Origin of the sequence: Mangrovibacter phragmitis (assembly GCF_001655675.1) — a bacterium.
GTDB lineage: Bacteria > Pseudomonadota > Gammaproteobacteria > Enterobacterales > Enterobacteriaceae > Mangrovibacter > Mangrovibacter phragmitis.
In genome coordinates, this window is the sequence record NZ_LYRP01000001.1 from 1,151,007 (window position 1) to 1,175,993 (window position 24,987).

General features: G+C 50.6%; 23 protein-coding genes. 3 read left to right on the forward strand and 20 right to left on the reverse strand.

The features are described from left to right. Nucleotides 1-25: 25 nt before the first annotated feature. The 3 genes from yfcD to yfcF form a co-directional block, all read right to left on the reverse strand. Nucleotides 26-640, reverse strand: coding sequence for an NUDIX hydrolase YfcD (yfcD, locus tag A9B99_RS05165; protein WP_064595225.1), 615 nt, complete (start codon nucleotides 638-640; stop codon nucleotides 26-28). Between the two features lie 54 nt (nucleotides 641-694). Continuing rightward, complete coding sequence (gene yfcE / locus A9B99_RS05170; protein WP_064595228.1) at nucleotides 695-1,246, reverse strand: phosphodiesterase; 552 nt, start codon at nucleotides 1,244-1,246, stop codon at nucleotides 695-697. A 61-nt stretch (nucleotides 1,247-1,307) separates the two neighbouring features. Then, nucleotides 1,308-1,952, reverse strand: coding sequence for a glutathione transferase (gene yfcF / locus A9B99_RS05175; RefSeq protein WP_064595562.1), 645 nt, complete (start codon nucleotides 1,950-1,952; stop codon nucleotides 1,308-1,310). Nucleotides 1,953-2,188: 236 nt separating this feature from the next. Between yfcF and folX the strand changes: the two genes are divergently transcribed. Together folX and A9B99_RS05185 are read left to right on the forward strand one after the other, a co-directional pair. Further along, a complete protein-coding gene (folX, locus tag A9B99_RS05180; protein WP_064595230.1) occupies nucleotides 2,189-2,557 on the forward strand; it encodes a dihydroneopterin triphosphate 2'-epimerase in 369 nt (122 codons plus the stop codon). 21 nt (nucleotides 2,558-2,578) lie between these two features. Further along, a complete protein-coding gene (locus tag A9B99_RS05185; RefSeq protein WP_064595231.1) occupies nucleotides 2,579-3,469 on the forward strand; it encodes a TIGR01777 family oxidoreductase in 891 nt (296 codons plus the stop codon). A gap of 50 nt (nucleotides 3,470-3,519) precedes the next feature. Here A9B99_RS05185 and hisP read toward each other — a convergent pair whose 3' ends face one another. The 14 genes from hisP to pdxB all read right to left on the reverse strand — a co-directional run bounded on the left by hisP (nucleotide 3,520) and on the right by pdxB (nucleotide 17,175). Further along, on the reverse strand, nucleotides 3,520-4,293 hold the full coding sequence (gene hisP / locus A9B99_RS05190) for a histidine ABC transporter ATP-binding protein HisP (RefSeq protein ID WP_064595234.1): 774 nt from the start codon (nucleotides 4,291-4,293) through the stop codon (nucleotides 3,520-3,522). A 9-nt stretch (nucleotides 4,294-4,302) separates the two neighbouring features. Then, the gene (locus A9B99_RS05195) at nucleotides 4,303-5,019 is read right to left on the reverse strand and encodes an ABC transporter permease (protein ID WP_064595236.1); all 717 of its coding nucleotides are present in this window, start codon (nucleotides 5,017-5,019) and stop codon (nucleotides 4,303-4,305) included. After that, nucleotides 5,016-5,702, reverse strand: coding sequence for a histidine ABC transporter permease HisQ (locus tag A9B99_RS05200; protein ID WP_064595238.1), 687 nt, complete (start codon nucleotides 5,700-5,702; stop codon nucleotides 5,016-5,018). The genes A9B99_RS05195 and A9B99_RS05200 overlap by 4 nt, the downstream gene beginning before the upstream one ends. Nucleotides 5,703-5,776: 74 nt before the next feature. Next, on the reverse strand, nucleotides 5,777-6,559 hold the full coding sequence (hisJ, locus tag A9B99_RS05205) for a histidine ABC transporter substrate-binding protein HisJ (protein ID WP_064595240.1): 783 nt from the start codon (nucleotides 6,557-6,559) through the stop codon (nucleotides 5,777-5,779). Between the two features lie 286 nt (nucleotides 6,560-6,845). Then, nucleotides 6,846-7,628 carry a lysine/arginine/ornithine ABC transporter substrate-binding protein ArgT gene (argT, locus tag A9B99_RS05210; RefSeq protein ID WP_064595242.1) on the reverse strand — a complete coding sequence of 261 codons (783 nt, stop codon included), beginning with the start codon at nucleotides 7,626-7,628 and terminating at the stop codon, nucleotides 6,846-6,848. A gap of 422 nt (nucleotides 7,629-8,050) precedes the next feature. After that, nucleotides 8,051-9,568, reverse strand: coding sequence for an amidophosphoribosyltransferase (purF, locus tag A9B99_RS05215; protein ID WP_064595243.1), 1,518 nt, complete (start codon nucleotides 9,566-9,568; stop codon nucleotides 8,051-8,053). A 97-nt stretch (nucleotides 9,569-9,665) separates the two neighbouring features. After that, nucleotides 9,666-10,151, reverse strand: coding sequence for a colicin V production protein (cvpA, locus tag A9B99_RS05220; protein ID WP_064595244.1), 486 nt, complete (start codon nucleotides 10,149-10,151; stop codon nucleotides 9,666-9,668). A 210-nt stretch (nucleotides 10,152-10,361) separates the two neighbouring features. Beyond that, a complete protein-coding gene (gene dedD, locus A9B99_RS05225; RefSeq protein WP_064595245.1) occupies nucleotides 10,362-11,060 on the reverse strand; it encodes a cell division protein DedD in 699 nt (232 codons plus the stop codon). Continuing rightward, entirely contained in the window at nucleotides 11,050-12,318 is a 1,269-nt protein-coding gene (folC, locus tag A9B99_RS05230; protein WP_064595247.1) for a bifunctional tetrahydrofolate synthase/dihydrofolate synthase, read from the reverse strand. Before folC ends, dedD begins: the two co-directional genes overlap by 11 nt. A 71-nt stretch (nucleotides 12,319-12,389) precedes the next feature. Continuing rightward, a complete protein-coding gene (accD, locus tag A9B99_RS05235) occupies nucleotides 12,390-13,304 on the reverse strand; it encodes an acetyl-CoA carboxylase, carboxyltransferase subunit beta (protein ID WP_036116051.1) in 915 nt (304 codons plus the stop codon). 147 nt (nucleotides 13,305-13,451) lie between these two features. Beyond that, nucleotides 13,452-14,123, reverse strand: a complete 672-nt coding sequence (locus A9B99_RS05240) for a DedA family protein (RefSeq protein ID WP_064595249.1) — start codon at nucleotides 14,121-14,123, stop codon at nucleotides 13,452-13,454. A gap of 9 nt (nucleotides 14,124-14,132) precedes the next feature. Continuing rightward, nucleotides 14,133-14,960, reverse strand: coding sequence for a tRNA pseudouridine(38-40) synthase TruA (gene truA / locus A9B99_RS05245; protein WP_064595251.1), 828 nt, complete (start codon nucleotides 14,958-14,960; stop codon nucleotides 14,133-14,135). Further along, entirely contained in the window at nucleotides 14,960-15,973 is a 1,014-nt protein-coding gene (locus A9B99_RS05250; protein ID WP_064595253.1) for an aspartate-semialdehyde dehydrogenase, read from the reverse strand. Before A9B99_RS05250 ends, truA begins: the two co-directional genes overlap by 1 nt. A gap of 65 nt (nucleotides 15,974-16,038) precedes the next feature. Continuing rightward, a complete protein-coding gene (gene pdxB / locus A9B99_RS05255) occupies nucleotides 16,039-17,175 on the reverse strand; it encodes a 4-phosphoerythronate dehydrogenase PdxB (protein ID WP_064595255.1) in 1,137 nt (378 codons plus the stop codon). Between the two features lie 120 nt (nucleotides 17,176-17,295). Here pdxB and flk point away from each other — a divergent pair, with 120 nt between their 5' ends. Continuing rightward, the gene (flk, locus tag A9B99_RS05260) at nucleotides 17,296-18,309 is read left to right on the forward strand and encodes a flagella biosynthesis regulator Flk (protein ID WP_064595257.1); all 1,014 of its coding nucleotides are present in this window, start codon (nucleotides 17,296-17,298) and stop codon (nucleotides 18,307-18,309) included. Between the two features lie 142 nt (nucleotides 18,310-18,451). Here the strand turns inward: flk and A9B99_RS05265 are convergent, their stop codons facing one another. The 3 genes from A9B99_RS05265 to A9B99_RS05275 all read right to left on the reverse strand — a co-directional run bounded on the left by A9B99_RS05265 (nucleotide 18,452) and on the right by A9B99_RS05275 (nucleotide 24,812). Continuing rightward, nucleotides 18,452-21,181, reverse strand: coding sequence for an autotransporter outer membrane beta-barrel domain-containing protein (locus A9B99_RS05265; RefSeq protein WP_064595259.1), 2,730 nt, complete (start codon nucleotides 21,179-21,181; stop codon nucleotides 18,452-18,454). Between the two features lie 332 nt (nucleotides 21,182-21,513). Continuing rightward, a complete protein-coding gene (locus A9B99_RS05270) occupies nucleotides 21,514-22,722 on the reverse strand; it encodes a hypothetical protein (RefSeq protein WP_064595261.1) in 1,209 nt (402 codons plus the stop codon). Next, complete coding sequence (locus A9B99_RS05275; protein ID WP_064595263.1) at nucleotides 22,719-24,812, reverse strand: tetratricopeptide repeat-containing sulfotransferase family protein; 2,094 nt, start codon at nucleotides 24,810-24,812, stop codon at nucleotides 22,719-22,721. Before A9B99_RS05275 ends, A9B99_RS05270 begins: the two co-directional genes overlap by 4 nt. Nucleotides 24,813-24,987 lie beyond the last annotated feature (175 nt).

Consider the following 24,987-nt stretch of genomic DNA (forward strand, 5'->3'; position numbering starts at 1 on the left):
AAGGGCCTGATACAGGCCCTTAGGTTCACTGTGCAGCAGGTGAATCTTCTTCGCCAGAAGCTTCAGCCTGTGAAGGCTCAGCAGGTTCCATTTCCGCCGTTTTTCCGGCGGCTGGCTTGTTCTCTGCGCCGCCATTACGGCTCATCCACAATGCCAGCGCTTTGAGTGAATCTGGCGTGAATTCATCACAACGAGCGGTGATTTCTTCTGGCAGCATCCAGCACACTTCACTCACTTCTTCTTCCTGAAGGGCAAATGGCCCGTGAGAGACACAACTGAACAACCCGCCCCAAACCCGGCAATTCTCGTCTTCAAAGTAGAACTGCCCATGTTCAGCGAAAGGTACCCCTGCAATACCCAGCTCTTCCTCTGCTTCGCGGCGTGCGGAATCGAGCAGCACTTCGCCAGACTGCACCACTCCACCTGCTGTGGCATCCAGCATACCCGGCATAAAATCTTTAATTTCTGTACGCCGTTGCACCAGAATTTTTCCCATGCCGTCATGTACCACGATATAAGTGGCGCGATGCCGTAAGCGCTGCGCGCGCATTTGTGCGCGGCTGGCCTGAGCAATCACTTCATTGTCTTCATTGACAATATCCACCCACTCCGTCCCAGAATTTGAGTCCTGTTCCACCATCGGTAACCTTTTTGTTCAGGCGCTCTGTTGGCGCATTTGTTTTGTCAAAGTAAATTACGGTGTTATGCAAACCTGTGCAATAACATCGTGATTTTCCAGATTATGAACCCGCATCTGCTCCCCATCCAGCATGCCATAACTGGCCGGATATCCCCCCTTAGGAATACTCACTGAGCCAGGGTTGAACAGAAAAATATCTCCACGCTGCTCAGCGACCGGAATATGTGTGTGGCCAAATACCAGCACATCACTATGACCCAGCGGAGGTAGCTTCTCTGGATGATACAGGTGTCCGTGTGTCAGAAAAAGTCGTTGTTCAGGAAGCAGCACTTGCTGCCACGGCGCGGTTATCGGGAATGACAACAACATTTGGTCGACTTCACTGTCACAGTTACCGCGCACAGCAATCACCCGCGAGGCCACCGCATTCAGTTGCTCCGCAACCTGAGCAGGCGCATAGCCTTCAGGCAGTGCGTTACGCGGCCCATGGTTGAGCACATCGCCAAGAATAATCAGCCACTGCGCATCACTGGCAGCAAAAATATCCAGCACCTGCTGGCAGGCTGGCAACGCACCATGGATATCAGAGGCAAACATCAATTTCATTACACACTCCTGTGCTTATCATGCTCAGACAGGCTGAGTGGCACGCCATAGTGCCAACGCATCATGTGGATTGCCTGGCGGAAAGTGCGGCATATTGCTGAACGGATGATCGTTGCCACTGGAATGTGGCATATTCAACCAGATTCTCTGGTACAGAGTCACCATGCATGATCAGGCGATTAAGCATCAACGCCAAATCCGTATCGGCAATACACCATTCACCGAATAAATTATGTTGTGACGGCTTGAGCAAAGAGGATGCGAGGTGAATCAGGCGCTGTGCATCCGCTTCCCCCCGGGGAGTCAATGGAGCAAAGTGTTGCCCTGAAAAAATCACCTCCGTGGAGCGTTCCTGACGTAACGCAGCCAAATCGGAACGCAACCATGCCTGAATTTCACGCGCTTTGGCTCGCAGCTGTATATCAACCGGGTAAATTCGTTGCCGGACAGGCGGAGCAAATGCATCTTCCAGATACTCCGTAATGGCAGATGATTCCGCCAGTAAAAAACCGTCTACATCCAGCACGGGTACACGCCGCGTAATATCAAAACCAGCCCAACCGTTCTGATGATTCTGCCCGGAATCCAGGTCGATGGTTTTCAGGGTAAATGACAGCCCTTTTTCTTTTAAAGCAACAAATACGGACATGACATAAGGGCTGTGAAAGCGAGCATCGGACCACAGACAAATTGTTGGCTGACTCATAAGTTTCTCCATTGGCATTGACCCATGAGGAAAAATACAACGAATTTCAGTACCGTGCCAGCCAGCCTGCATGTAAAGCCAGATTTTCTACTCCTGCTCAGACTTGCAATATAACCCACTGCAAAGAAAAGAAATTTCCTGCGTTTATGCCAGCCAACATCTCAGATTTTGACCTCCCATGACCGTAAAAGCTCGTGTATTATGGGGCAATAAAGATAATCAGGAGACACACTTGCATGTCGTACCAGGATGCTATTATTCGAATTAAAAATCTCAGACTACGTACTTTCATTGGCATCAAAGAGGAAGAAATCGCCAACCGCCAGGATATCGTGATTAATATTACGCTGCATTATCCAGCCGATAATGCCCGGCACAGCGAAGATATTAAAGATGCGCTGAATTACCGGACTATTACCAAAGCGGTTATCCAGCACGTTGAGAACCATCGGTTTTCATTATTAGAAAAATTAACTCAGGATGTGCTTGATATCGCACGCCAGCATGACTGGGTCACTTATGCTGAAGTTGAGATAGATAAACTGCACGCTCTGCGTTACGCCGACTCAGTTTCCATGAGCATGAGCTGGCGGCGCGATGGCTGATTAATGCTCACTGGAGGGAATATGCAAATTTTGCTGACTGGTGGTACAGGTTTGATTGGGCGTCACCTCATTCCTCCTTTGATAGAGACAGGACACAGTATTACCGTGGTTACCCGTTCCCCTGAGCGGGCCAGGCAGTTGCTCGACCCCAGGGTTACGCTCTGGCAGAGCCTGGATGAACACCATTCACTGGATGGGTTTGACGCAGTGATTAATCTTGCCGGTGAGCCCATTGCCGATAAACGCTGGTCGGCGGCGCAAAAGCAGCGTTTATGCCAAAGCCGCTGGCGTATCACCCAGCGACTGGTTGAAATGATTCATGGCAGCAACCAGCCCCCGGCTATTTTTCTCTCCGGTTCCGCAGTGGGCTTCTACGGCGATACTGGCGATGAAGTGATAACAGAAGAAGACACTCCCCATAACGAGTTTACTCATGAGCTTTGTGCAAAATGGGAAGCCATTGCGCTACAGGCACAAAGCCCGCATACCCGCGTCTGCCTGCTGCGCACCGGTGTGGTTCTGGCCCCTGATGGCGGCATGCTAAGTAAATTGTTACCCCTGTTTCGCCTGGGGCTGGGGGGCCCGTTGGGTGATGGGCGCCAGTATCTGTCATGGATCCATATTGAAGATATGGTCAACGCTATCCTCTGGCTGCTGGATAACCCACTACAGGGGCCTTTTAACATGGTGGCACCCTATCCGGTCAGAAATGCCCGGTTTACCCAATTACTGGGAGAAGCGGTAAAACGCCCGGCAATTTTACGCGTACCTGCCCGGGTAATAAGCCTGATGATGGGGGAATCTGCCACACTGGTACTCGGTGGTCAGAATGTGCTTCCCCGTCGCCTTGAGCAGTCAGGTTTTGGCTTTCGCTGGTTTCAACTTGAAGATGCTTTACATAATGTGACCTGAGTGGCGCGCTTAAGGCTGTAGAGCACTAAGCGCGCCACGCCAGTTCGGGATTATTTCAGCGCACCACTAAGAAATTGCTGCAAACGGGGGCTTTGCGGGTTAGTAAACACATCTTCAGGCTTCCCTTCTTCCTCAATTTTCCCTTTATGCAGGAAGATAACATGGCTGGAAACATGGCGGGCAAATTCCATTTCGTGGGTAACAACCACCATGGTTTTCCCCTCTTCAGCCAGTTTCTGCATAATGCGCAGCACCTCGCCCACCAGTTCCGGATCCAGTGCAGAAGTCGGTTCATCAAACAGCAACACTTCCGGCTCCATCGCCAGGGCGCGGGCAATAGAGACACGTTGCTGCTGCCCACCAGATAAATGAACCGGATATTTCGCCTGCGCACGCTCATCAATACCCACTTTTTCCAGGTATTTGATAGCACGCTCTTTTGCCTCTGCTTTACTTAAGCCCAGTACCTGTACAGGTGCTTCCATGACGTTTTCCAACACTGTCATGTGCCCCCACAGGTTGAAGTGCTGAAACACCATGGTCAAACGGGTGCGCAGCAGGCGCAACTGATTTTTATCGGCAACTTTCAGTTGCCCGTCTTTGTCGCGTACTAAGGTAATATTCTCATTATTAACGACAATCGTGCCTTCACTGGGTTTTTCCAGGAAGTTAATGCAGCGCAGGAAAGTGCTTTTCCCTGAACCTGACGAGCCAATAATACTGATGACATCTCCGGCATTTGCCTTTAATGAGACCCCTTTCAGCACTTCATGCTCACCGTAATGTTTATGCAGATCAGATACGTTTAATTTATTTTCGGCCATGGCTATCACTTAGTGCGTTGAGGCGGGTTTAACATGCTGGAGCCAGCGTTTTTCAGCTTTGCGGAACAGGCTTATCAGGCAGAACGAAATTGCCAGATAAAGCACAGCGGCAATACCAAACGCAGTAAAAGGTTCGTAGGTTGCTGAGTTAATATCACGGGCTACTTTGAGTAGATCCGGCACCGTCGCAGTAAACGCCAGTGCGGTAGAGTGCAGCATCAGAATGACTTCATTGCTGTATGCCGGAAGCGCAATGCGCAGCGCAGAAGGCAAAATAATGCAACGATACATCTTAACAGAAGAAAAACCATATGCCCGGGCGGCTTCGATTTCACCGTGTGGCACAGCGCGAATCGCACCAGCGAATATTTCCGTAGTATAAGCACAGGTATTCAGTGTCAGCGCCAGGATCGTACAGTTCAGGCCACTGCGGAAAAACTCATTGAGCAGCATATTGCCTTTCACAACTTCCAGCGTATACATGCCAGAATAGAACACCAGTAACTGTACATACAGCGGTGTACCACGAAAAATATAGGTAAACAGCCACACCGGAAACGCTACAAATTTATTGCTGGAAACACGGGCTATCGACAAAAACAGCGCCATGATGCCCCCCATGACTACCGAAGCGATGAGCAGCCATAAGGTAATGGCAACCCCGGTAAAACGATAGCCGTCAGTCCAGAGCAGTTGCTGCCAGTATTCGTGGATAATATCAATCACAAGTCTGCCCTCTTCACGCCCACTGAATAACGGCGCTCCAGCAAAAGCAGGACCCCATTTGATACCGTGGTGAATACTAAATAGATCAACCCGCAAACAATGGCAAAATAGAACGGTTGCCAGGTGCTTTTACCGGCAAGCTGCGTGGCTTTAACCACGTCTTCAAGGCCAAGCAGTGATACCAGCGCGGTTGCCTTCAAAATAACCTGCCAATTGTTACCAATGCCCGGCAGTGCAAAGCGCATCATCGAGGGGAACAGAATACGGTTGAATACCTGCCAGCTGGTAAAACCGAATGCAGTCGCCGCTTCAATCTGACCTTTGGGAACCGCCAAAAAAGCGCCACGAAAAGTTTCGGTAAAATACGCGCCATAAATGAAGCCCAATGTGATAATCCCGGCGACCATTGGATCGATATCTATCTGCGCCATACCAAAAGCATCAGTCACAGCATTAAGCGCAATTTGCAGACCATAGAAGATCAACAACATCAGGACCAGATCAGGAACACCACGAATCAATGTGGTATAGCACTCAAAGAAAAATGCCAGAGGCTTGCTGCCTGAAAGTTTTCCTCCAGCGCCAACCAACCCAATAATCACTGACAGGAGTACTGAAGTGATTGCCAGTTCAAGGGTGACAATCGCCCCCTGGAAAATAACGTGCGAAAAACCATACAACATGGTGTGTATCCTGCCGTCAGTGTCTTTCCGATACAACCAGCCCCCAATGGAGCTGGTTGTATCACTGGTGACCGTTAACCACCGTAGACATCAAAATCAAAATATTTCTTCGCCAGCTTGTCGTAAGTACCATCTTTACGCATGTCGGCGAAGGCTTTATTGAGCGCTTCCCGCAACTCGTTATCCTCCTTGCGGATCCCCATGCCCGTACCGACGCCAAACAATTTGTCATCTTTTACGGACGGGCCACCGAACTGGTAGTTTTTCCCTTCAGGTTGTTTCAGGAAACCTTCACTGGCAGCCACTTCATCCTGGAAAGCCGCATCAATACGCCCGGCCATCAGGTCTGCGTAAATGGAGTCCTGCCCCTGATACGAAACAATCTCAATGCCTTTTGGCGCCCAGTAAGTATTTCCGTAAGTTTCCTGAACAGTACCCTGCAACACACCAACACGCTTCCCTTTAAGGGATTCAACCGTTGGCTGGATGGGGGAACCTTTTGCCACCACCAAACGAGAATCAGCCGCATACAACTTGTCAGTAAAGGCAATCTGCTGTTGGCGTTTTTCTGTAATGGAGAGTGAAGACATTATGGCGTCTATCTTCTTCGCCTTGAGGGAAGGAATCAGTGCATCCAGCGGGCTTTCTACAAAGGTACACTTGGTATGGATTCGCTTACATAGCTCTTTCGCCAGGTCGATATCAAAACCGACCAGTTCTCCACTGGCATTTTTCGACTCAAAAGGAGCATAGGTTGGGTCGGTCCCAATACGTATGCTCTCAGGATATGCCGCGAATGCTGTGGAAACACTGGAGCACAATAATGCCAGTGAAAGGGCGAAAACCTTCTTATTCATACTCATCCTCAATAGACTGTACTTGTCCTGAATGACAATTTTTGTCAGGGGGTAATAGCAGATTCTGTGCCAGCATGGAAGAAAACAGTGAAGAATAATCTTAGATATCATAATAAGTTATTATTATGGTGACCTGACACCGTAATCCACATGCCACAGCATGGTGCAGACCGTGCACCAAAACCACACAGCAGGGTTTGTTTCTGCACCAAAAGGGCACACACCTTACCCACATCCCCGGCCAGCCACCGTTGTGACTGGCCTGACGACAGACTATAGGGTTGGCTTACTCGCCGTAAACATTGAAATCAAAATATTTCTTAGCCAGCTTGTCGTAAGTACCGTCCTTACGAACTTCATCAAATGCTTTATCAAAAGCCGCTTTCAGGTCAGTATCTTCTTTACGCAGACCAACACCGGTGCCATCACCGAAGTATTTCTTATCTTTTACCGACGGGCCGGCAAAGGCAAAGGCTTTACCTGCGGGTTGTTTCAGGAAGCCTTCGCTGGCAGCCACTTCATCCTGGAATGCGGCATCCAGACGACCGGCAACCAGGTCTGAATAGATAAGATCCTGGGTCTGGTAAGAGATAACGTCCACCCCTTCCGGGCGCCATTTCTCGTTGGCATACGCTTCCTGAGTGGACCCTTGCAGCACACCCACATGCTTGCCTTTCAGTGACGCGAGTGTTGGTTTAATCGGTGAGCCTTTGGCAGCAATCAGGCGGGAATCCGCAGCGTAAAGCTTCTCAGAGAAAGCTATTTCCTGCTGGCGTTTTTCAGTGATGGAGAGAGAAGAAATAATAGCGTCGATTTTTTTGGCTTTCAGAGACGGAATAAGCGCATCGAAATCACTGCTAACCCAGGTGCATTTAGCATGCATTTTGGCACACATTGCATCGCCAAGATCGATATCAAAGCCCACAAGTTTACCGCTGGCATCCTTAGAAGAGAAAGGAGCATAAGTTGGGTCGGTACCAATGCGGATATCTTTAGGAATTGCTGCGAAAACACTGCTGGCTGCGGTCAGTCCTAACAGCAAAGACAGTGCAAGAACCTTCTTCTTCATACTTTACCCTCAAGAGTTCAGACGTTTTACGTGATGTGTTGTGTTTTGTAATGTTGTGTTTTGCATACTCAAGCTTGCACTTACCGTGCCACTTTTTTAACTCCCGGCAGATTTGCCAGCTTGTTAAAAAAACGTTGCATCAAAGCCTGCAAATGAAAGATAGCACTTGTGCTTGTGAGGAAAAGCTAATTTTGCGTGTTATCAAAGAGTAAATATCGAGGTTTTGATCGCGCCTGCAAAAACGCGCCATAAGTGTGCGTGAACTGAACTTTTGCACCCAATAAGGGCATGCAGGCCTTTTATGATAAGTACAGAAAACCGTCTTGCACTCATTTCGTACTTATTCGTTCTCTCTTTGCCATAAAAAAAGGCCCCAGTGCAGATTGCTGCACCGGGGCCCAGAAACAAGGGGCGAGTTATAATCAGCCTTCGTTATGCATCTCCAGGCTTTCTACTTCATTCTGGCGCTGCACAGCTTTGGCGTCGTCGTTACGCAATGATTCCAGGTATTCCAGGTAGTTGTGGTCAACATCTTTAGTGACATAAACCCCATTGAACACCGAACATTCAAATTGCTGAATATCCGGGTTCTCTGCGCGTACAGCCTCAATCAGATCATTGAGATCCTGGAAAATCAGCCCATCGGCACCAATTAGCTCGCGGATCTCATCTACTTCACGCCCATGGGCAATCAGCTCGTTTGCGCTCGGCATATCAATGCCGTACACATTTGGAAAACGAATCTCAGGTGCTGCGGATGCCAGATATACTTTTTTTGCCCCGGCTTCACGCGCCATTTCGATAATTTGTTCGGAAGTGGTTCCACGCACGATGGAGTCATCCACCAACAGGACATTTTTATCACGGAACTCAGCACGGTTGGCATTGAGCTTACGGCGTACTGATTTACGGCGTAACTGCTGCCCGGGCATGATAAAAGTACGACCTACATAGCGGTTTTTCACAAACCCTTGACGGTAAGGTTTATTCAGAATACGGGCAATTTCCAGTGCGATATCGCAGGAAGTTTCCGGAATTGGAATCACTACATCGATATCCAGATCTTCCCATTCACGGGCAATTTTCTCACCCAATTTCGTCCCCATACCCACGCGAGCGCTGTAAACGGAAATCTTATCGATGAAAGAGTCCGGACGGGCGAAATAAACATACTCAAACAGGCAAGGGTTGCTGGTAGGGTTATCAGCACACTGGCGGGTAAATAGCTGGCCTTTCTCAGTGATGTACACCGCTTCACCCGGCGCGACGTCACGGATGAAATCAAAACCCAGTGTATCCAGCGCGACGCTTTCCGAAGCAACCATGTATTCGATACGCCCGTCACTGACTTCGCGCTTACCCAGCACCAACGGACGGATACCGTGGGGGTCGCGGAAAGCCACCATACCATGCCCAATTATCATTGCCACACAAGCATACGCACCACGGATCTGGCGGTTAGTCGCGGCAATCGCAGAGAAGATATTATCGGCTTCAAGAGGGTAATGGCGGTAGTTATCCAGTTCGCTGGCAAAAATGTTCAGCAGAATTTCAGAATCTGAGGTGGTGTTGATGTGGCGACGTTTTTCTTCAAACAGCTTTTTACGTAACTCATGAGCATTCGTGAGGTTACCGTTATGCGCCAGGGTAATACCATAAGGAGAGTTCACATAGAACGGCTGTGCTTCAGATGCGCTTGAACTGCCTGCAGTCGGGTAACGAACATGACCGAGCCCCATATTGCCCTGCAAACGTTGCATATGCCGGGCCTCAAATACATCACTCACCAGGCCATTTGCTTTACGCAGGCGAAAACAGTTGTTTTCATCAATGGTGATGATGCCAGCGGCATCCTGCCCACGGTGTTGTAACACCGTTAACGCGTCATAAATCGACTGGTTTACCGGCATAACACCGGCGATACCGACAATACCGCACATGTTGTCTTTTCCTCATCATGAACACACTGCCGCCAGCCCACCTGAACATGACAGGCAAGGACACCGGGTGTGTTCTTTGCCACACCCCCCGATACAATTACCGGGGTAAGAAACTCGACGAGCTTTGCAGGTAGTCAAAAAACCACCTGATGATGAAACTGAACTGCGGAATCAATTGCGATTTTTGCCAGTCTTCACTTTTCGCCATACCGGTAAAGGTATCGAGGAAAAACAGGATAGCGGCAACAATGAGTACACCACGCAAAGCACCAAAACAGATACCCAACACCCGGTCTGTACCGGACAGGCCCGTTTTCTGAACCAGCGTAGCAATGACATAGTTGACAATAGCACCGACTATCAGTGTCGCGACAAACAAAATGCCAATCGCAATTCCATTTCGCACCAGCTCTTCTTCAAAGCCAGTGAACCAGACTGCCAGATACGTATAGTAATGGCTGGCAACAAAGAAAGCGCAGCCCCATGTCACCAACGATAACGCTTCACGTACAAAGCCACGGATCAGGCTGACCAGACAGGAAAAACCTATCACCGCAATAATGGCGTAATCTATCCAGACCATTTCAAGTCCCACGATTAACCGCCCTGACATCCAATTCGGGGCGCATTCTAACAGAAAAAGAAAACGTTTGCGTAGGGATTTCCTTCCCATGCACAAATAAAAATGGCGTTGAAAAAACACTCAACGCCACAACCCTGAGCCCGTGTGACGGGCACTTATCCAGGCTGCAAGCATAACGCTTGCCCCTGATATTCTTTACCGGTCAACGTGTTAATGAACGCTGTAATTCATCACCACACCGTTAAGCCCGGATAAACTGTGCAAATCGCCCAGTGAGGCTTTAAGTTTGTCTTTTGAAACTTCCGGGCCGACCAGAATCCGGGTGATTTTCCCCTGAACCGGGGTGGTTGGCGAGGTATACACCCGGTAACCTGAAGCACGTAATTTACTGACTATTTCATTCACTTTGTCAGCATTTTTCAACGCACCTAACTGCACCACATACGCCTTACCCTGAGGTAGGGGTGGCGAATTCTCTTTCACCGGTGTTTTTGGTTGTGTGGCCGGTTGGGAAACAGGTTGCTGCGCCGAGGTTTTATCCGCACCGGGTTGGTGAGTGACCACCCGTGTATTGCGCCCGGATGCAGAGGAATCCCTTTCAACAGGAATGGCATCCAGCCCGGCACCAGTATTGGCTGGTAAATTTGCTGTATCTATTGACGAGTTAGACGCATTGCTCGCTCTTACCTCTTCAGCCGCACCCTCAGGTGGTTGAGCCGGAATAGGCTGGCTGGCTGGCGGCAGTAAGTCGTTTTCGTCTTTGTCGCCTGCTTTAGGTACCAGCGGAATTGCTGCAAACTCATCCTGATAGTGTTTTTTTTGACCGTCGAGTAACCCTGGCAGGACAATAACTGCCAGCGCAACCAGCACAACTGTTCCCACTAACCGGTTTTGAAACTTACTTGCCACCCGTCATCCCCGCGTCCATTTCTTCCATTACATGTGCCACAGTATGGAATGAGCCACATACCAGCACGGTATCTTCTGGGGCCGCATCCGCCATTGCCGCCCGCCAGGCGTGCGCGACATCAGGCCAGGTACTGGCTCCGGGGAGATGCGCCACCAGCGTTTCTGCCGAAGCACCACGCGGGCCTTCCAGAGGAGCACAATACCAGCTATCAACCTGTGGTGACAAACATGCCAGCGTCCCCGCGATATCTTTATCGTGCAACATCCCCACCACAGCAAGAACTCGCCCGCTTTTCGGCAGCGACGCTAACCGGCTGGCGAGATACCCTGCCGCGTGTGGATTATGTGCCACATCCAGAATCACCTGCGGCGAGTGAGCCACAACCTGGAAACGTCCTGGTAATGTGGCATTAGACAACCCGTCGCGAATATGCTGTTCAGTGACACTGAGCCCACTGGCGCGCAGTGCGGCCAACGCAGTGGCAGCATTAGGCTGCGGTACCTGGGGAAGCGGAAGGTTAACCAGTTCACCAAACTTATCACTGAAACACCAGTGCTGCCCGTTAACAGAATAGCGCCACTCCTGCCCTACCCGGCTCAATAGCGCGCCTTTATCCTGCGCCACTTGCGCGATGGTCGTCGGCATATCAGGCTCGCCGACAATAGCGGGTTTACCGCTACGCAAAATACCGGCCTTTTCCCGGCCAATACTCTCACGATCAGGGCCAAGCCAGTCGGTATGATCCAGCGCAATACTGGTAATGACGCCAACATCGCAATCAACAATATTGGTCGCATCAAGGCGCCCACCCAGACCAACTTCCAGAATAGCGACATCGACGGCAGCCTGTTTAAACAGGTACAACGCCGATAGCGTACCAAATTCAAAATAAGTGAGAGATGTTTCCCCACGCGCTGAGTCTATCGCGGCAAATGAAGCAGTATGTTGCGCGGCATCCAGTTCCTGCCCCTGAATACGCACCCGTTCGGTATAGCGAATCAAATGTGGGGAACTGTAGACGCCAACCCGATACCCGGCGGAAATCAGCGTGGTTTCCAGCATGCGGCAAGTTGTGCCTTTGCCATTCGTTCCGGCAACGGTGAAAACAAAAGGCGCTGGTTTGCGAACACCCATCGTATCCGCGACTTTCGCAACACGCTCAAGCCCCAGATCAATGGTTTTGGTGTGGAGATTTTCCAGATAAGAAAGCCACGTTGCCAAAGGCGACGTGGCTTCAAGATGCAATTCGTGTTTCATAAACGCCGTTCTGCATAACTGTATTCATGAGTAGTACGGGCAGCGCATTACGTACTGCCCGTAAAGTTTTATCAGGCTTCATCGCCTTCTTCGGGAACAACCGGCGTAATTACGGCAGTTTCATCCGGGTTTGGCGCTGGCTGATTAGTCAGTTTCGCCAGAATTTGTGCCAGTTTCAGGCGCATTTCCGGGCGGCGAATAATCATATCAATCGCCCCTTTTTCAATCAGGAACTCACTGCGCTGGAAGCCCGGTGGCAGCTTCTCGCGCACAGTTTGCTCAATAACACGCGGACCAGCAAAGCCAATCAGTGCTTTTGGTTCAGCAATGTTCAAATCACCAAGCATTGCGAAGCTGGCTGATACTCCGCCCATCGTTGGGTCGGTTAATACAGAAATATACGGTAAGCCGCGTTCCTGCATTTTAGCCAGCGCAGCACTGGTTTTCGCCATTTGCATCAGCGACATCAGCGCTTCCTGCATACGTGCGCCCCCGGATGCAGAAAAACAAACCAGCGGACAGTTATCTTCCAGCGCCTGTTCAACAGCACGAATAAAGCGTGCGCCAACGACCGAGCCCATTGAGCCGCCCATAAAAGCAAACTCAAATGCAACCGCAACAACCGGCATGCCAAACAGCGTGCCTTTCATTACTACCAGTGCATCTTTCTCACCCGTTTCTTTCTGGGCGGTTGCCAGACGATCTTTGTATTTCTTGGAATCTTTGAACTTCAGCACATCTTTAGGCTCAAGTTCACTTCCCAACTCTACCAGCGAATCTTCATCTAACAGGGTATGCAGGCGTGCACGCGCAGACATGCGCATATGATGATCACACTTCGGACACACCTCAAGGTTGCGCTCCAGCTCAGCGCGGTACAGAACCTGGCCGCAACTGTCACATTTCGTCCACACCCCTTCCGGGATGTTAGCGCGGCGGGTTGGGGTAATGTTGCTCTTATTGAGAATTCGTTCAATCCAGCTCATTGATGACCTTTCTGCCTGAACCTGGTCGATGCCAGTTTTTCTGTGGGGGCGCATAATGCCATTTTCTCCGCCCACAGACCATAAATGTTGCTCATTAAACCATAACCGGGCCCGACTTTGGATAAAAAAGTGGTCGAACCCCTTCGCTTACTCTTTTATCTGGCGAGCCTGGCGTGCTGCTGCGCGTTTGTGGCGAATAATTTCCACAACACCCGGTAAAACCGACAGCACGATAATTGCCACAATCAACAATTTCAGGTTGTCCTGTACTACCGGCAGGTCTCCAAACCAATAACCGGCATAGCTGAACAGCAACACCCACAAGATTGCGCCAGTGACGTTAAACAATGCGAAATGCCGGTATGACATATGCCCCATGCCAGCAACAAAGGGAGCAAATGTCCGTACGATAGGCACAAAGCGCGCCAGAATTATCGTTTTACCGCCGTGACGTTCATAAAATGCATGGGTTTTATCAAGATAGCTGCGCCGAAAAATCTTTGAATTCGGGTTACTGAACAACCGCTCACCAAACACCCGTCCAATAGTATAGTTGACGGCATCGCCAATAATGGCAGCAGCGACCAACAGCACCACCATAATATGCACATTCAGGTCATTACCCGGTAAAGCAGACAGCGCCCCGGCAACAAACAGTAACGAATCGCCAGGCAAGAATGGGGTCACAACTAACCCGGTTTCACAAAACAGGATAAGAAACAGTATCCCATAAACCCAGACACCATAGTTAGCGACCAGTTCAGCCAGGTGCACATCAATATGTAAAATAAAATCAATGATAAAGTGGACAAATTCCATAATACATCCTTAACAATCCAGGCTCAGAGATGGCAGGAACAAGGGCCCCATCACCGGTTTTGGTAACGAAAACTCAGCAGGATAATCTACCGCGACTAAATATAACCCTTCCGCTTTGGCTGTTGCCGCCGCCAGGGTTCTGTCTTTCGCCGCCAACAACCAGGCTATCCATTCTTCCGGCTGATTACCACACCCGACTTCCAGCAGACTACCCACTATATTTCGTACCATATGGTGCACAAAAGCGTTGGCTTTAATATCCACCACCACATACTCGCCATACCGGTTTACCCGAATATGGGACACATTACGCCAGGGGGTGCGCGACTGGCACTGTACTGCACGAAACGAGGTGAAGTCATTTTCACCCAACAAACTCTGGGCCGCACGCTGCATTTTTTCTGCATCAAGCGGTTGATAGTAATGCGATACGCCACGCTGCAAAATTGCCGGACGCAGGCGATTATTATAAATCACATAGCGATAACGGCGTGCCGTGGCACTGAAACGTGCATGAAAAGCCTCAGGCACCTGTTTCACCCATTTTACTGCAATGTCGCCAGGTAAATTGGCATTGACGCCCAAAGTCCATGCAGCATCTTTGCGTTGTGCCTGCGTTTCAAAATGCACCACCTGCCCGGTGGCATGCACCCCCGCATCCGTTCTGCCTGCACAGAATACATGGACAGGTTCGTTAGCAACCTGGCTTAATGCATTTTCCAGATTTTCCTGAACACTACGTACTTCCTGCTGACGTTGCCAGCCATAATACTGGCTGCCATCATACTCAATACCCAGCGCTATTTTGCTGCGGCTTGCTGCCATCACATCAGACATTACCAGAAGTACTCCTGCAGGAGTTTTTCTGCTGTTTTCAGTGCCATTAACGCACCACCAAAGCGAACGTTATCAGCAACAGACCAGAACTGGACCTGTTCAGGCAAACCGTAATCATTGCGCACACAACCAATCGACAAGTGCACACTGCCAGAGGCATCCGCCACCTGAGTTGGGAAGTCCTGCTCTTCTGACAAAGCAATATCTTCCTGGCGAGTAAATGCATCACGCGCTTCTTCTGCAGAGAGCGGGCGTAACGCCTCCATCCCTACCATTTGCGCGTGCCCATAAAATACCGGGCTCTGGATACAACTGACCGAAATCATCAGCCCTTCATCCTGCAAGACTTTACGCACCTGATCGACCACCTGGCGCTCCTCCCGCACACTGCCCTGCGCATCAGGCACCAGGGGCAACATATTAAATGCCAGTTGGCGCCCAAAATGGTCATCGCCTTCCAAAGGTAAGCCATTAAGCAGGCGGGCGCTCTGTCCGGCCAGAGCATCCACTGCAACTTTGCCATGAGCAGAAGCCGGTAACAGACTGGTCACCTGGAGGCGGGACAGACCACCTTCTTCAATCAAGGGTTTGACTGCTGAGAGTAACTGGCAAGTCAGGCTGTCTGCCACCGCAACCACGTTACGATTACGGTAATCCGCCAGAACAAACGGGTTTACATCTGGCACCACTAAAGGCACATCTGGCTCCAGTGCAAACAGGCTGCTGGAATCAATCACTACGCAACCCGCATTAGTGGCTTCTTCAACGTATGCAGCCGTTGCCTGTGCACCGGCGACAAAAAATGCCAGTTGAGCCTGCACCCAGTCAAACTCAGCGGCATCCTGTACCTTCAGCGTTTTGCCTGCGAAACGCACGGTGGTACCCGCGCTTTCTGCTGTCGCCAGCAAGTGAAGTTCACCAACAGGGAACTGACGCTCTCCAAGTAACTCAATCAGGGCTTCACCGACCGCGCCGGTCGCCCCGAGGATGGCGATATTCCAACCTTCTGACATAGTGGTTTACTCCAGACAAAATAAAAGCACTCCCCGCCGTACACAGCAGGGAGCGGTAATGACGATTATTGGTGAGGGGAAAATTGCGCGTTAAAACCTAACTGATTCAGCAAGGCCGCTGACGCCTGGTCATCACATTCAACAAGTAAGGAAGACCACTCTCTGCGTTCTTTGTAAAACTTACGCAGCTTATCAAACTCCCCGGCCTGCCCTGCTACTTTGCGCAAGGGGGCATCATCACGGCGCACATCATACACCAGATGCACCAGTCTTTTCAGCGCAGTTTGATCGAGTTTCCCATGCAGGGAAACCCGACTAAATTCCGGAGGTGGAAGCAGTGTATTCAACGACACCGTTTCAGGTTGCCCGATAAACGCACTGAAGGCTTCGAATACCTGTGTAGTACCGCGGGCTTTCCCTTCCAGGGTGTAACCCGCAATATGCGGTGTGCCAATATCCACACGCTCAAGCAGTGCCAGGTTCAGCTCCGGTTCGCCTTCCCATACATCCAGCACAGTAAAAAGCGCCTGGCCGTCGTTCAGGCAGGCCAGTAATGCAGCATTGTCCACTACCGGGCCCCGGCAGGCATTAATTAAAATGGTTCCTGGCTTCAACTGGCGCAATAATGCTTCATCTGCCAGGTGCAGGGTTTTGTAAGGCCCGTCTTTAAACAGTGGGGTGTGAAACGTCAGGATATCCGCTTCCTGCACCAGTGTTTCCAGCGGAAGGAAGGTCTCATCATCACCCTGGTCAGCACGCGGTGGGTCACACAATAATGTTTTAATACCCAGCGCCTCTAAACGTTTTTGTAACCGCCCACCGACATTACCTACCCCAACAATACCGACAGTCCGGTCCTGCAAAGCGAAACCTTCACGCTCAGCGAGCATCAGTAATGCGGAAAAGACATATTCAACCACCGCAATCGCATTACACCCCGGCGCGGCAGAGAAACCGATACCCGCGCTGGATAACCATGCGCTATCAACATGGTCGGTACCTGCGGTTGCAGTACCCACAAATTTTACTGGCGTACCAGCCAGTAACCCGGCGTTGACTTTGGTGACCGAACGCACCATTAACGCATCGGCACCCGTCAATTCACCCTGAGGAATTGGGCGACCGGGTACAGACTGAACTTCCCCCAGCCGGCTGAACAACGCCTGAGCATAGGGCATATTTTCATCAACGAGGATTTTCACGTTACAATACCTGTTATGTGCGGGAATTAACCCGTAAGTGTGCCATAATCCTGGCCTCAGGCCTATTGCTGTACATGCCGTCTGGCTGAACCGACCCGGAAAGATTAAGGATTTGTTATTATGCAACCCATTGTGGGCCATTCACCGCAACCTCCCGGCGAACCGCCAGGCACGCCCAAAACCACACCACCAGCAGGTGAAGCACCGCTGTCCACCATACAGCGTACGGTACTGGAACGCCTGATAACCCGCATCATTGCGCTGACTCAGCAGCAACCGGCGGAAGTGTGGGCCGCAATGAAACATGATCTTGGGTTGAACAATTCAACGCCAATGCAGTCGCGCCACTTTCCGGCAGCAGAGCAAAACCTGAACCAACGCCTGTCAGGTGCCCAACAAACCCATGAAACACGCCAGGTTCTGCAACAACTGAATAATTTACTTTCGCAAGGCAATAACCGCCAGGCGGTGAGTAATTATATTCGCCAGGAGTTCGGCCATACGGCACTCAGCCAGCTCACGCCAGATCAGTTAAAAACGGTGTTAACGGTATTACAAAAAGGCGAAATAGTTGTTCCGCAGCCAACCACGCGCCCGGCGACAGAGCGGCCGTTGTTACCCGCAGAACACAGCACACTCAATCAACTGGTCAGCAAGCTTGCCGCCAGTTCGGGCGAATCTGTGAAAACCATTTGGCAGAATCTGGTCGAACTCAGTGGCGCCAAATCCAGCGAGCAAATTCCGGCACGCCAGTTCCCGCTGATGGTGACCTGGTTGCAGGCCAGAGAAACACTGGCTCATAACCCGGCGCCCACATTACAGGTTATTCAGGCGGCGTTGAAGCAGCCGATGGAGCCCCACGAATTACAGCGGGTAAGTGACACACTGCAACAACAGTGGCAGGCCACCCCGCAGACAGTTTTAACCGCTGCACAGGTTCAGGAAGTGCTTAGCCAAATTTTCTTTATGCGTGCCGAGCGTGGAGCTGTGCAACTGGATGTCCGTAGTGTTCAGCCAATTTATAACCCGTTTATTGCCTTCATATCCGAGCCGCTGAAAGTGATGTCAGCCCGCCCGGGGCTGACATTGTTCGCGCTGGTACTGGTTTTCTGTCTGGTGTTACTGTTGCTGTGATATTTTTCCTGGGAAGAACGCCTGCGCGGCAGGTAATGTTTTGCACGTTTAGCGCTTTTACTGCGGGTGAAAATGACTCCGGCACATATGTGAGGAAGGAATACCGCTGCCGGGACGTCCAGAAGCGGTATTGAGTGGCTTATCAGAACTGTTTGCGTACCTGCAAAATAACGGTCTGCCCCTGATACTGTTGGCCAAGTTGCACGTTATAGCGGGCATTCAGCGTTAGCGTGTCGGATTTAACCAGAGTGGCGCCAACAGATAAATCCGCGGTATCTTCAACCGGTGAAGCACCAAAGGTCGTGAAGTTGGTTTCCCCCGCTGTTGCCGCTATGTAGCTTGCCGTCGTGCTACTGCGTTGCGGGTTATACTGATGTGTCCAGACAGCCTGAATGAAGGGTACAACATCCCCAAAACCGGTCTGGAATGATTTATCCAGGCGGGCCCCCAGACCACTTCGAACCGCGTTATTGTGGCTGCCGCCTACTGACAGAGCTGAGCCGTTATCGCTACTTTCTTTATAACTCCCGGTGGTTTGATAACTGTAATTCAGGCTGGCGAGTGGTGTCAGTGTGGTATTATCCGCCACGAGCAGCGGGTAACCAAACTCGGCATTAGTAACATATTGCTGACCATTAAACTTGCCCGACGCCCTGTCAGAGTAACCCGTCATACTCACATTACGCGTTGTGTCGTAACGTTGTTGAGTGACACTGGCAGACAGGTTCACATACCACGGGTCACCTGTGTAACTGGCATAACCAATTACTCCCCATGAATCGACACCTGTCTTGTTACCGTAGAGATTGTCCTGGTTACGTACCGAGGTGTAGCTGTAAGTCAGTGCACCACCCATTCGCCAGGCCTCGCCAACAAGCCGGTCGCCCCCCAGTACCAGTCCGCCATAATTTGCTTTATAACCGCTGACATTATCCACCATTCCCTGATTAACATGGCCGCCAAATACCTGCCCCCATGCAGACCAGTCGTCAGGGGAATCACCCGCTGCCACACCGCTCATTCCATGTGATTGCGCCAGGCGTATTGAATCAACCCGCTGGCTAACCACGTTGACAGCGCCAAAAGTAGCCATTGACGCTGCATGACTGGCCCCGCTGTTCTGTACGGGTGAGAGCTGTTCACCCACTCTGTTTGCTTCCTGGGTTGAATCTATAGCCAGTGAGGCGTTATATAAATCCAGCAGACCTGGTGCAATCCCCGTATAATTCTGCAGCCCCCGCAATGAGGATAACGCATTGGCGGTAGTAGCAAACCCATTACTGGTATTTCCCGGAGTGGAAGGATTGTCTCCTCCTCCTGGCGTTTGCGGTGTCGTGGGCGTTTGGTTACCAAGAGAAACCACCAGGTTACTGGTATTACCGGTATCAACCACCGAACCAGTCGTTTCACCATCATAAGCCGTTATTACATAATTTAGTGAACTGGCATTAAAATTAGTGCCGCTTTTCGCTGCCGATACCACCACGTACCGCTGGCCAGAGGCAAAGCGCCAGGCATTAAGCGACTTGAGTGACACCGTCGAACCACTGCCAATAGTAGCGGTGCCGCTGACAATCAAACGCCCATACCCTGTATCGGTCGTGACACCGTTACTCACCGCTGAATCGCCAACGCCAAGCAATAATGTTGTAGCTGAACTCTGCGCGTAATTTCCGGTGATACTAACAGGGTTGTTAACCTGCAATGTCTGCCCTGTATTTTGCAGGGTAAAGGTACCGACATTGACGTTATCATTGAGCAGTAAATTGCCAGAATTGAAATAGAGATCAGCGGCACTGTTTACGATAGTGCCCATACTGGCACTGTCAATGTTACCACTGGCACCAGTCAGGGTACCCTGGTTCGCACCACTTGCGCCGTTGATGGTCAATCCGGTGCTGCTCAGGTTCGAAATGTCGCCAGCAATAAGGCCATTGTTAGTGACCGGCCCTATGATGCCAGTTGAGGTGTTATAAATAGCATATCCACTGCCTGAGATGCTTCCATTGTTAACCAACGTCCCCAGGGTGCCGGTATTACTGATAGCATCCGCGGCTGTGATGGCGCTGTTGTTTATCAGGCTACTGGTGGTGCCACTATTTTGAATACCTGCCGTCGTACCAGTTATGCTTCCCGTATTGGACAACGTGCCAATATTGCCAGCATTGCCGATACCAACCCCCCCGGTGATGACACTGTTATTAATCAGCGATGTAATAGCAGTATTGTTCTGAATCCCTGCCGTGGTCCCGGAAATTGTTCCAGTGGTATTATTCAGTGATGTAATCGTGCCATTATTTTGCAGACCAACTGTCGTTCCGGTTATGCTTCCTGTATTGGACAAGGTGCCAATATCGCCGGTATTGCTGACACCAACTCCGCCGGTCATTATGCCACCATTACTGAGCGACATGATGTAAGTATTGTTTTGAATACCCGCAGTATTACCGGATATCGTACCCCCGGCATTATTGGTCAGTGATAAAATAGTACCGTTATTAAGAATCCCAACAGTGTCACTGAGCATCGCAGTATTATTAACCACGGCGAGACTATTGCTGGTGTTCTCCAGGGCGGCAAATGATGTACCGTAAAGTAGTCCGCTGTTAGTTAATGTTTCGGCTAACGCGGATGCAGTTAAGGCCGCAGCACTTGATGAACTGAGCGTGCCATTACTGGTCAGTGTCATATTCCCACCAGACCAGTTAACGCACCCGGTGGAGCCGACTACAGTTACCGAACTACCAACATTTATACAAGCTGCATAGACTTCGGTGGTGGACATCAACGCAATAGCTGACCCAAGAGACACCCCCAAAACCTTACGCCTGTCAAGCTGTGTATCGGCAGATTTATTAATACATTGTCCCATTCCATACCTTATTATTATGTTATCTTTCTTAGTTTAGATGTATTGTATTTAACGCAAACTAATAACCACTTATTATTACATAATTCATCATAGCTGATATTCACGACAGCATGCGTAGTTTAAAGCACAGAACAAGTTTTTTCTCACTTCTCTCACTTCTCTCACTTAACTAAAATTTGCGATAAGATTTTTCCAACCATTGAACATAATTAGCCAAAAAACAATAATGACACATTATAATTATGGGTTTATTGCTATAGCCAATCTACCTGATTAATCTGTGGCAGAAGGATTAACCAGGTAAAAATAATCAAGACTACAAGTTCAGGGGATTAGTGCTTTTCGCTCATGTTCATAGAGGAAGGTGCTGCCATATCAGCCTTACCCTTCAATTCTTTTAAAGCAGCGGCAACATTTTGCAGAACGGTTTCCCATTGCCCGGGCACAGGCTGGCGGAACAAGCGCATTCCCGGATACCAGGGTGAATCGTCACGTTGTATTAGCCAGCGCCAGTCATTCAGGAAAGGTAGCAGTACCCAGGCCGGGCGCCCAAGCGCACCAGCCAGATGAACCGGCGATGAGTCTACAGACACCAGGGTATCCACGATGCTCAGGATGGCGGCTGTATCATCAAAATCATCAATTTCGCTACTCAACGACAACAGCGACATACCAGGTGGTGGTGTGGTGGCCTGCCCTGCCGCAGGCCCTTTCTGCAGTGCCAGAAAGGTAATCCCTTCCTGAGCTAATGGAGCCAGGTCAGCCAGTGCTATCGAGCGGCGCTTATCATTGGCATGCGTGGGGCTCCCGGCCCACACCAACCCCACTAACGGACGTGGCAGGCCTGCAAACCGCAATCGCCATTTTTCCACACGCTCAGGATCAGCAAATAAATAAGGTACTCTTCCCGGCAGATGCGACAGTTGCAAACCAAGCGCCGCAGGCAGACTCATCAGCTCACAGTGCAAGTCGAAAGGCGGAGGAAGCGTTCCCCTGACTATCAACTGGTCATACCCACGGACACTTCGCGCCAGGTTAAAGGCTTCCGGGTTCACTTCCAGTACAATATGAGCACCACTGCGTTCCTGAGCCTGCTCAACCAGCCGCAAAAACTGGAAGGTATCGCCATAACCTTGCTCATCGTGGATCAACAATGTCTTTCCTTTGACAGGCTGCCCTTCCCAGCGCGGTTTTTGCATATGCCGTTCGAACATGCGGGTATGGTCAAGCTTGTAGCGAAAGCGGTATTCTCGCCAGCCACGCGTAAACTCGCCCTGTAGTAACAGCATCTCAGACAGGTCAAACCGTGCACTCATATCGCCCGGCACAACCTGTACAATCATGTCCATCACTTGAGTAGCTGCGACAAATTTACCCTGCTGGCGCAATGCCATGTACAACTGACGCCATAAGGCAACAGGAGCGGTGCCAGAAGACAGTGCCTGACACAACACCCTCTCTGCCTCGGCCCAGCATTCAGCTTTCAGGAGTACATCAACCTGCTGCCAGAGTGCGCTAAGATCTCTCTGTTCCGGGTTCATCTTTTTTCAACACCGAGCACATCCAGCAAAGGACCAAGGTGGGCAGCATGCCTGTGCCATCGCCCAATGGAAGAGGTGTAGATGGGCTGGCGCACCTGAGCCATACTTGCAGTACGTACAATACGCCGGGTTTTGTGGAAGTGCAGACAAGCGTCATTCCAGGGAAGATCGATGAAATCAATCAGACGCCGCGCCTGGCCATCCAGATCATCGACCACCGCTTCATAATCAACTTCGATAAAGCATTCAGGCGGTAATACCTGACAGAAGTGAGCCATCAGCGCCTGGTAGTCAAGATAAAACTGCCCCAGTTCATCCAGTTGGTAAGTAAATAACTGTTCCCCGGAAAAAAGCTTGCTGTAACAGGACAGGCACGTATCCACAGGATCACGACGGCAGTGAATGATACGTGCGCCAGGCATCAGTAGTGGAATCAGGCCGGCATAGAGGAAGTTTCCCGGCAGTTTGTCTACCACTCGCAGTGCATCTGGTGCCAGATGGCTGATCTGTTGAAGATAATCGGTGCCAATATTAAGAAAATGATTACGGCTCCAGTTACCCACATCCTCAGGGAAACGGCCTGCCTGTGCCACTACCCGCCCCAACACGCCTGACTCTCCTGCGCCGTAGACATCGGGGTGTGACGCAAGAATCTGTTCAACCAGGGTGGTGCCGGAGCGGGGCATGCCGATAATAAAAACAGGCCGCCCGGAAACCACGCCTGCGCCTCTGAACCGTGCCATTAATGCCGGGGTAAAAACCTCAGCAATACTTTTCATCCATACGCTAATCTGTTTGGCATCATAATTAAAAGTGGCACGCTTAAAAGCATTACCCTGGTCAAGATGGAAAAATGCACGATCGGAATCCTTGATATCCAGATACGCTTTGCCAAGCGAAAAATGCAGCAATATTTGTTCATGAATGGGCAGTACCGGCTCACGCGCCAACGCATTTTCCATAACCTCAATATCAGGGTCGCCTGCCTGGTAGAATTTATTATCGCAACACGCTGCCAGAACCCGCGGTGAATCAGGAAAACGCTTCAATGCCAGTTGAAACCCGGCAGACGCGGCATCCATGTCGCCAGTCTCCATCAGTAAAACTGCCCGCGCAACAAGCGCTTCTTCGGCAACCGTACCCGGTAACTCCGCCGCCTGGTTATAGGCCTGCTCAGCTTCTTCATACCGCCCAAGGCCCTGCAAGGCTGTCCCCAGAACCTTATGCGTATTCGCATTACCCGCTGCAATAGCCAGGGACTTGCGCGCAACTGCAACGGCTTCCTCATAACGCTCATCAACAATCAAAATTTGGGCAAGTGCGGTAAGCCCTCCCACATGTTGTGGCGCAAACTCCAGCAGTGAATTCACCCAGTGTCTGGCATCAGCGTAACGCATGCGCGATAACTCAATATTCGCCAGGTTTAAATACGCATCCGCAAGTTGCGGGTTGATATCTATCGCCCGCCGCGCAGAAGCCACAGCCTCATCAATACAACCAAGGTCACTCAACAATAAAGTGAGATTACTGTACACTTCCGCATACTCGGGACGCAGTGATAAAGCTCGCTGGTAACTTTCCTGAGCACGGTGCAAATAGCCCAGCCGCTGGCAGGTATTAGCCAGGTTATTGTGCGCTTGAGCATTATCCGGTTGCAAAGATGTAACGTATTCCAGGCACTCCAGGCTTTCCGTGAATTTCCCGGCCTCCTGCAAAATGATGCCAAGATTACTCCATGCCACAATCAGTTCAGGCTCTTGCTCTACTGCAATACGAGCAGCATGTTCGGCCTCTACCAGCAAACCTTTCTGGCGATAAAGCTCCGCCAGATTGCTAAATATTATTGCCGGAGCATCCGGTGAATGGCAGGCCTTATGTATATAATCAATAGCCTTATCCAGCATACCGTAGGCATGCATCATAAGCCCCAGCAGATTAAGGGCATCGTGTTGTAATGGTGCGACTTCCAGCACCCGCAGGCAAAGCTGCTCCGCCTGTGCGGCCTGCCCGGCATTCCAGTGAGCATTCGCCAGTTCCAGAGCCTGAAGAACCGTCAACTGCTGCGAATCAAGAGGGTTGCTATTACTCAAAATATTCCTCGGACATAAAAGGCACAGTGGCTGGATTGTGTCTGCAAGCAGATCAGGCTTTTACCTGAAAGCTCCAACGTGGCACACAATCTGAATTGCATGCCATCCCGGATGGCATTCATTAATTATTAGTAATATCTTCGTCATCAGAATAGGTGACGCAAAAATGGAGTGC